Annotated in this window: 11 protein-coding genes; 6 read left to right on the top strand and 5 right to left on the bottom strand. The window is 54.8% G+C overall.

Annotated elements, in window-relative coordinates:
* Positions 1 to 583 (bottom strand): AAA family ATPase (locus tag R6T97_RS11500; protein WP_410349430.1); only part of this gene is annotated, 583 nt, incomplete at its 3' end.
* Positions 584 to 1,052: 469 nt separating this feature from the next.
* On the opposite strand from R6T97_RS11500, the gene R6T97_RS11495 reads away from it, so the two are divergent.
* Together R6T97_RS11495 and R6T97_RS11490 are read left to right on the top strand one after the other, a co-directional pair.
* Complete coding sequence (locus tag R6T97_RS11495; RefSeq protein WP_410349429.1) at positions 1,053 to 1,280, top strand: AbrB/MazE/SpoVT family DNA-binding domain-containing protein; 228 nt, start codon at positions 1,053 to 1,055, stop codon at positions 1,278 to 1,280.
* A complete protein-coding gene (locus tag R6T97_RS11490) occupies positions 1,270 to 1,665 on the top strand; it encodes a PIN domain-containing protein (protein ID WP_410349428.1) in 396 nt (131 codons plus the stop codon). Before R6T97_RS11495 ends, R6T97_RS11490 begins: the two co-directional genes overlap by 11 nt.
* 130 nt (positions 1,666 to 1,795) lie before the next feature.
* Here R6T97_RS11490 and R6T97_RS11485 read toward each other — a convergent pair whose 3' ends face one another.
* Positions 1,796 to 2,101, bottom strand: a complete 306-nt coding sequence (locus R6T97_RS11485) for a hypothetical protein (RefSeq protein WP_410349427.1) — start codon at positions 2,099 to 2,101, stop codon at positions 1,796 to 1,798.
* A gap of 207 nt (positions 2,102 to 2,308) precedes the next feature.
* On the opposite strand from R6T97_RS11485, the gene R6T97_RS11480 reads away from it, so the two are divergent.
* A complete protein-coding gene (locus R6T97_RS11480) occupies positions 2,309 to 3,364 on the top strand; it encodes a hypothetical protein (protein WP_410349426.1) in 1,056 nt (351 codons plus the stop codon).
* A gap of 27 nt (positions 3,365 to 3,391) precedes the next feature.
* Here the strand turns inward: R6T97_RS11480 and R6T97_RS11475 are convergent, their stop codons facing one another.
* Positions 3,392 to 3,733 (bottom strand): helix-turn-helix transcriptional regulator, encoded by a 342-nt coding sequence (locus R6T97_RS11475; RefSeq protein WP_410349425.1) that lies wholly within the window; start codon positions 3,731 to 3,733, stop codon positions 3,392 to 3,394.
* Between the two features lie 11 nt (positions 3,734 to 3,744).
* The gene (locus tag R6T97_RS11470; RefSeq protein WP_410349424.1) at positions 3,745 to 3,996 is read right to left on the bottom strand and encodes a type II toxin-antitoxin system RelE family toxin; all 252 of its coding nucleotides are present in this window, start codon (positions 3,994 to 3,996) and stop codon (positions 3,745 to 3,747) included.
* A 224-nt stretch (positions 3,997 to 4,220) separates the two neighbouring features.
* Between R6T97_RS11470 and R6T97_RS11465 the strand changes: the two genes are divergently transcribed.
* The 3 genes from R6T97_RS11465 (at position 4,221) to R6T97_RS11455 (ending at position 7,565) form a co-directional block, all read left to right on the top strand.
* Positions 4,221 to 4,649, top strand: a complete 429-nt coding sequence (locus R6T97_RS11465) for a phasin family protein (protein ID WP_410349423.1) — start codon at positions 4,221 to 4,223, stop codon at positions 4,647 to 4,649.
* A gap of 636 nt (positions 4,650 to 5,285) precedes the next feature.
* Positions 5,286 to 6,977: a DUF4214 domain-containing protein gene (locus R6T97_RS11460; protein WP_410349422.1), complete on the top strand. Its 1,692-nt coding sequence runs from the start codon at positions 5,286 to 5,288 to the stop codon at positions 6,975 to 6,977.
* A gap of 255 nt (positions 6,978 to 7,232) precedes the next feature.
* On the top strand, positions 7,233 to 7,565 hold the full coding sequence (locus tag R6T97_RS11455) for a hypothetical protein (protein WP_410349421.1): 333 nt from the start codon (positions 7,233 to 7,235) through the stop codon (positions 7,563 to 7,565).
* Positions 7,566 to 7,578: 13 nt separating this feature from the next.
* Here the strand turns inward: R6T97_RS11455 and R6T97_RS11450 are convergent.
* Positions 7,579 to 7,741, bottom strand: a 163-nt coding sequence (locus R6T97_RS11450; RefSeq protein ID WP_410349431.1) for a transposase domain-containing protein, incomplete at its 5' end; no start/stop codon positions are given.

The raw sequence follows: 7,741 nt of genomic DNA, 5'->3' as shown, positions 1-7,741 counted from the left end.
ACGGATCCAGGTTGCTCAGGGTGCCGCCGAAGTCGAAGAGATCGCGGAATGCAGCCCGCTCGATGATGGACACTGCAAAAACCGGGATATTGCCCTCAAGCAGCTGCTCCTGAATGTTACGCAGTGATCGCGAGGTGATGGCTGCATTGGTGCGCGTGAGCAGAACAGCATGCGGGATCGACCGCCTAGCCAACCGTTCCTGGTTCTTGATGAGGCGAATGGTCTTGGCTGCACCCTTGGCATCCATGAAGGAGCCTTGGGTTGGGACTATAACCAGGTCCGCCATACCAATGGCATTGGCGACCATCAGGCTTGCTGTGCCTTCCAGGTCGACGATGACGAACTGAGAGGTCCGTGTGGCCTCATCGATCTGATCAACAATCGAGTCCTCGGTGATATCGCGAAGCACCGTGATGTTGGGTGGCTTCTGCGGCGCGTCTGCCCATTGGGAGATCCACTTCTCTGGATCGGCATCAAGCAAGGTAATCGACGCACCTTTTTCAGCCAGCTCCGTCGCCAGCAGGAGCGCGCTTGTGGTCTTCCCAGCCCCGCCCTTGGGGTTGGCAAAAGCGATAACAGGCATGGCGGCTCACTCTCATTTTGGACCCATAACGCATAAATTACCAGATAGCTATCCAGTAGCCAATAAGTATCTAGTAGCTATACGATAGCTACTTATTAGCTACCAGTTAGCTATCCGATAGCTGTTTGGTATTTGCGTGATACCTGATAGCTATCTTCGTAACCAATGGCTGAATTACAGGGGTAAGAACCAGACAGCCATCATCCGGCAAGGAGACGCCAGGCGTGCTTGAGTCAAGGTTCGTGGTATCAGTTACCCATAACAAGATTCGTGGTATCAGTTACCGAGATTCGTGGTAACAGTTACCATGAGCTTGCGTTAATTTAGATGTATCAAGGACTTACGCAACCTTATCCACAGCTTAACACATACTTTAACACATACTTAACACTCAGCACGATGCTCTCCTTGCCAATGAACAACTTTGGATCTACATCATGAAATGTATATCCAAAGCGAGGACGTCGGTATGCAGATTGCAAGATGGGGTAATTCTCTCGCTGTTCGTTTGCCTGCGGAACTTGTTCGGGAACTCGGCCTAAAGGAGGGCGACCAGATCGACCTGGCAAAAGACGACGGGACCGTGCTGGTCCGGCGCCAGCCCCGAGCCGAGGAAGTTCTGCAAGGACTGCGGCGCTTTCGCGGCAAGCTGCCCAAGGACGCGCGTCTGAGCCGTGAAGCTGCGCATGAGCGCTGAATTCGCGGACACAAACGTGATCCTTTATCTGTTGGATGATGGCTCAAAGGCTGACCGGGCCGAGGAGATCTTGGGGCAGGGGCCCCGGATCAGCGTGCAGGTTCTGAACGAAGCATTGGTCAATTGCCGCAGAAAGACAGATCTCAGCTGGGAGGAAACCGGTGCGTTTCTCGCTGGCGTGCAGTCGTTATGCACCGTCGAGGATCTGACGTTGCACACCCACCAGGTGGGACGCGCCTTGTCAGAGAGGTACAAGTTTGCAGTCTATGACGCGATGATCGTGGCTGCTGCACTTATTGCGGGATGCACGACATTGTGGAGCGAAGACATGCACGATAATTTGTTGGTGGAAGATCAGTTACGGATCGTCAATCCCTTCGCCTGATTGCCAGTTGCATTGCTATTTTCCAACAACCCAAGGCGTTCAGCCCGTTCCAGCAACATCCTGGCTCATTTCCGATCAGGCTCTGAGAGAAGGGGCCCCGTCGGGCGACCTGTCGCAACAGGCAGATAGGTCACGATGCCTCATCGCAAAGCGCGTTTACCATGTCCAGCGTGACAGGGGCCACATCCGGGCATGCCGCCAGAAGCGGAATGCCGTTGCGCTCGGCGCGGGAGATAGGTCGTTGCAAAGAACGCCGCGCAAGCTCGGAGACTACCTCGCCGAGGGTTCGACCCTGCTGCCTCGCAATGGCCTTCGCCGCGAGCAGGACATCGTCATCGATAGATGATGAGTAGTTCGCATGGGATTCCTGTCGTGCATCGATCAAGTGAGAAACGCCATATTCACGAGCACCTCCACCAAATGTGATGTTTTGCAATTTCGGAAGTCATTAGTAAACGACCGTTTGTAAAAGAATGCAACGACGGTCTCCGTGGTCGCGATCTTTCCAAACCCCTTGATTTTCCTGCTCTGAACGCGGCGCGGGAAGCCTCGCCTGCATGCACGGGCGATGCCTGCGTAGACAGCAAAGTGCCCTTACCGAAAAACACTTGGGTAATGTGCAAAATACACGTAATTTGCACATATGAAATCCTATCATTCTGAAACAAAAGATGTTTCCCAGAGCCCCAGCGAGAGCCTGTATGACGGCAAAATCGCCGAAGAGGACCTGTGGTTCCTTCCCGGTCCGATGGAAGAAGAACCAGGGTTTCTGGCGCCTCTGCCGCGAGCCGAAACCGATGAACGCGCACAGATTACCGCTTGGGAGCTGGCGCAAGCTGAACAGGCGGTGCACCTGGCGCGGGTCTCAGCGCGTTTCGGTGCCCTGGACGAACGGCTTCGACGCGGCCCCGAGGGATGGCGACACCGGCTGGCCATGATCGAGGCCTCGGAGCTCAGCTGGCTGACAGGGCAACGGGTTCCTACCGACCGTCTGGGGCTGTGGCATGCCATGCGGATCAGTGCGGCCAGTGACGACACGGGCGCTCTTCAACGTGCCGCCTGGGCGTTTCGGCGCCTAGCAAGTGGCCCCGGGCCGGAGCCGGACCTCGCGACCTTTCTCGGCCGGCGGGATATTCCAGGGCAGGATCCTCTGTCCGACAAGATCTCCACCTGGAATGCGATCATGTCAGCCGCCGGAATACTGCATCCGATCGTTCGCGCATGCTTTGCGTTTCACCTATGGCCCCTGGCCGGGATCGGTCCGGAGGGTGATCCCTTTGAGGGCGCCGTGGTCGCCGGGCGTATTTCCGCCAGCGAAAGGCAAGGAGGCATCCTGTTTGTGCCGGTGCTGACGGGCGGGGCAGGGGAGCTGCGTGTCGGGGGTGACCCGGCAGAGCGTCTCCGGCGCTGGTTCCAGGCAACGGAACAGGGCCTCATTCGCGCCATGCGTCACATTGATCGCCTGGAATGCTGGGAGATCAGAGTCAGGGACCGGGCTGCAGTTTTGTCTGGTCGGACGCCGCCCCGACTGATCGAAGCTCTACTTGGCTGGCCCTTGATGACAGCCCCCATGGCCGCAAAGCTCACAGGTGCCAGCCGTGCCTCGGCCCAGAGAAACCTCGCATGGTTCGAGGAGCAAGGCTTGATCCAGGAGCTGACAGGGCAGGGACGGTTTCGCGTCTGGCGGGCGGTGCTGTGACGGGTGAGCGTGATGGCCGCACCCTCATTACGCCAGATCATCCAGTGCGATCTCAAGCGCATCCGCCAAAGCGCGCAGGGTCGCGACAGAACCCTGTTTGCGATCAGTCTCGATTTCGGCAACGGTGACGCGGTTCACCCCCGCTTTTTCGGCGAGGGCCGCTTGGGTCAGGCCACGCAGATCGCGGTAGACCCGCAGTGCGCTCTCGCCGTTGAGCAGGCGATTCACGTACTGCGCGGGGATCAACTCGTCCTCACCAGCCGCCAGGTTCGCCTTGGCAGTATCATAGGACTGAAGGTCCATCAGATCTTCGGCCGCAGTCCGCAGGCGATCATACTCGTCACGAGGGATGGTTATCATTTCGCTCATGTCACACCCTTTCAGTCATAGATGCTGCCACGGGGTCCGATATCCAGGACGGCCAGAACATTGCCTTGATCGTCCATGATCACACGCCAGTCGCCCACCCGCAGACGGATACCCTCTCGCCCCTTCAAGGACTTCACGTTGCTGGCCTGCGAGCGTGGGTCCTGCGCGTAAGCCTCGATCTTGGACCGGATCAGCATAGCAGTGTTCGCGGGCATCCGGCGCAACGCCTTGATCGCCGCTCTCGTGTAGCTGATCTGCTTCATTATGTAGCTTTAAGCTACTGTCTTCGACAGATCAAGGCATATGTCGCCAGTAGCTACATTTGCGGCCAGCATATCTCGGGCGATATCATTGAGTTCCCCCCTGGGACTTCGCGCCATGAAAAGGAACCCTGTCTTGAACCGGTCCCCTTGAAAATGCTGCGCTGCAGCATCATCTGCGTTGGGCAACAAAAAGTATATCCCGGCACCCCGGAAAGGAGAACCACATGGCCAAGCAGAACACGAACACCACCAATAACAACCTCCAGAACCTCTTCGATGCGAAGGGCTACGAAGACGTTTTCAAGACCCTGGCGAACGCTAACGAGCGCATGACCTCGATCATGGTCGAGACTGCCACGAAGTCGACAGATATCGCGGCCGAAACCGCCAAGGAGGCGTTCTCGAACCTCCGCGAAGTGACCGCAGTTCGCGACGAGCAAGCCGATTACGGCAAGGCGTACAGCGACTTCGTGCAGAAGCAGGCAGACCTTTTCATGCGCGCAACCAAGTCGCTTGGTGACGTCACGCAGGAATTCGGCACAGAGACGACCGAGTTCGCGTCCAGGACCGGTGAAGAACTTTCCGGCAAGGTGACGGCGAAAGCAAGCCAGGCCGCAGACAAAGTGTCCAACGCCGAGAAAAAGGCCGCCTGAGGCCTTCCGGACCAGTTTGATTACGACGGTAAGCGGCGGCCTCCAAGGCCGCCGTTTTCATTTGGCAAGTACTCATTGAAGTTCGGAAGCGGAACAGAATAAGCATTGTAAACCAATAAGATCAACGATCCGAGCCTTGGCATAACCATCGGCGTGGCCGAACCAGAGACGCCGGAACCAAAAAGAGAAACTTAACACTGATTGAAAAATTGCGGATCTGCCGAGTTAGTACAAAATGACGTCCGGCGTTCAGCATGGTGGCAACCTACAGGATAGGCGTGAATCGGTCAGTCGCTGCTCTGCGCATGCGCGACCGCGATGCGCGGTGAATTGCCCTTGCAAGATCGGGCTAACCGATAAAGCTGTAAAGCCGCGACCTGACCCGGCACCTGCCAACCCATACAATCCGCGAAGAAGCCCTCCCTCTCCATCAAGCTCAAGAAAGCCGGGTGGAGCGACGAATACTTACAAAGCCTTCTCAACGGCTTGACTGCTGCGTGAGCCAAACGCGATGACCCTGTTGGTTCAACAGGCTTGACCCTAGGTAAAAATAAGGTAACAATTACGTTTAATCACACGTCACTTCGGTAATGTTAGTGAAGATATTTTCTGGTTTCCTTTGATAAGGATTCAACCATGCCTGGACCCGCAGCCGCAATTGGATTATATGCCGCAGGGCTAGGAATATACTCGTTTTTTTCCGGCAACAGTGATGATATCGAACGTGAGTTCGAGATGTCCCAGATCAAGGCGGATCTGGCGAAGTTGCAAAATCTGTCCACCGCCGTGGTCAATCAAAATATCGCGCAATCGCTTGGTTCTGCGGATACAGCTCTGAACCAATTGGATATTTATGCAGCAAGTGAAGATGTCGAGACACGACGTGATGCCGCAAGCGATGCAATATTGCAGTCCCAGACTGCCTTGAATGAGATCGTTTCCCAAGCGAACGCCGCAAAATCCTCGGCCAGTGTTGAATCTCTTGCTTATATGATGGGCGCACTACAATACGCCGTTTTGGTAAGGCAGACCGTAGCGAATACTGTACAGGACGGGCCACTTGGTGGGCCGGGTCTGCATCAATCAGTAAAGGTTGCCACACAGCTGATGTATGATGAGGTTGGTCGCGACGATATTTATTCTGAGTTTCCGCGTGCCATCTCAGGGCGCATCGAGACAGAAGGGCTTGATGTAAATTTCTTTGGCACAAAAGTGACTGTAGATATCAACAGCTCGCTCAGTGGGCGCAGTGAAACTGTTGAAGTAACGCGAGATTCAGGGTTTCGCGACACCTTTCCGTTCCTGCCCTACGTAGAAGGTGACGAGAGTTTTAAAAACCGCGTGAACGCTGCGGCGGATGATGCTTTTGATCGAATATACAGCGCAGATTACAACGAAGTCCGTGTCGCGACATATCTGGCGATGGCAGTAGAGATGAACACATGGCTAGCACTGGATGCGATCAATGTGCAGGGCCTGTATGAACGGATTGGCACCTCCGGCAACGACATCGAAGAGGGTACAAACAGAGCTGATTACTTCAGCGGACTGGCGGGCGACGATATCTTGTCCGGGGGGAACGGACCTGATGCACTGAATGGGGGATCCGGTAACGATATCCTGCGTGGCGGACCACACCAAGATGTGCTGACTGGTGGGCTAGGCAGCGATATGATTTTCGGAAACGAGACTGCCAGTGATGCGATTGACGGTGATACAGCCCGTTTTTCCGGTTTACAGTCGGACTATTCTGTCAGGGGTGGATCGACTTATGCAATTGTCACCGAACCTGACGGGTCGCGTGACAAGCTTTTAAACATCGAGTTCCTGCGGTTCGATGATGTCTACGTTCCTCTTTCAGAGGGATCGTTTCTTGATACGGCAGGAGGGCCCGAAGATTTTCACGTGTCAGAACGTGTAGCACTTTTGTATGAAGCAGCGCTCGACCGAAACGGAGCGATTGATCTGCCGGGCCTGAATTTCTACATCGACGTGACAGAGCGTGATAGTCTGTTGGATGAGATTCTTGCGGCCGACTTGATGACCAGCCCAGAATTTACAGTCAAGTTCGGCGACGCGACCACGCTCTCAAATGATGAATTCCTTGAAAGGATTTATCTGAACGTGCTCGACCGGGAGTCTGACTCGGCGGGGCAACAGTTTTATCTGGACCTGCTGAACGATGGTAAGATCAGCAAGGCTCTGGCCTTGGCTGACATTGCAATAAGCCCGGAGAACACCCAAGGCTCCACCGATATCCTAATGCATCTTTATGAAAACTCCGAGGGTAATTGGAGTTTTATAAATGATGGCATGGAGATAATATAGTAGGATGAAGATTTATCAGGCATAACCGCCTTAAGCTTGTCGCATGGAGAGGGCAGAGCATACGTGCCAATACCGTGCTTTCTCACCTCCCCGTATCACCCTACGACACAACATCTCGTGCGGTCACGCACCTGACTCGGTACCTGCCAACCCACACAATTCGCGAAGAATTCCAACCCGTTCTTCTTCAATGTGTTGATGCGCGAGCGACGTTTTTGATCCAAGGCGGAAACCAAATCTAAAAAGGAATTTAAGATGGCCATTGCCACAGCGTTTGTACCGACCTCGATGCCAAGCGAGGAGGTTTGGTTCGGGACCGTCGTGACAGAAAACTCATCTCTGATAGTCATCGACGATGGCGTTCGGAAAATAGAGTATTTTGGATCTTTTTCTTATCCCAATGCTTATGAAGTCACCGGGACACTGAACGGTATAAACGAGTATTTAGATGGCACACTCCGTTATTCCGTGACTGACATTGGCGCTGATGCCGATCGGATGTATGAAGCCATACAGATATTAGCCAACCCCGATCTGACCTCATCAATCATCTTTGAAAAAGATGACACGATGGTAAGCGGCGTCTGAAGGGCACCGGGTTTCAGCTTGACGGCTGGAAATTCCAGGGAAGCAACTCGTCGATGCGCTGTTGCGGATGTCCGGCCGCGATGGCTTCGAGCGTGGTTTTCAGATAGGCGAAGGGTTCGACGCCGTTGATCTTTGCCGTCTCGATCAGCGATGCGATGCGGCCCCATGCGCGGCCA

Source organism: Yoonia sp. (assembly GCF_046498525.1).
Classification (GTDB): domain Bacteria; phylum Pseudomonadota; class Alphaproteobacteria; order Rhodobacterales; family Rhodobacteraceae; genus Yoonia.
The sequence above is the reverse complement of the archived record's forward strand: the minus strand, read 5'-3'. Positions and strand labels throughout refer to the sequence as shown.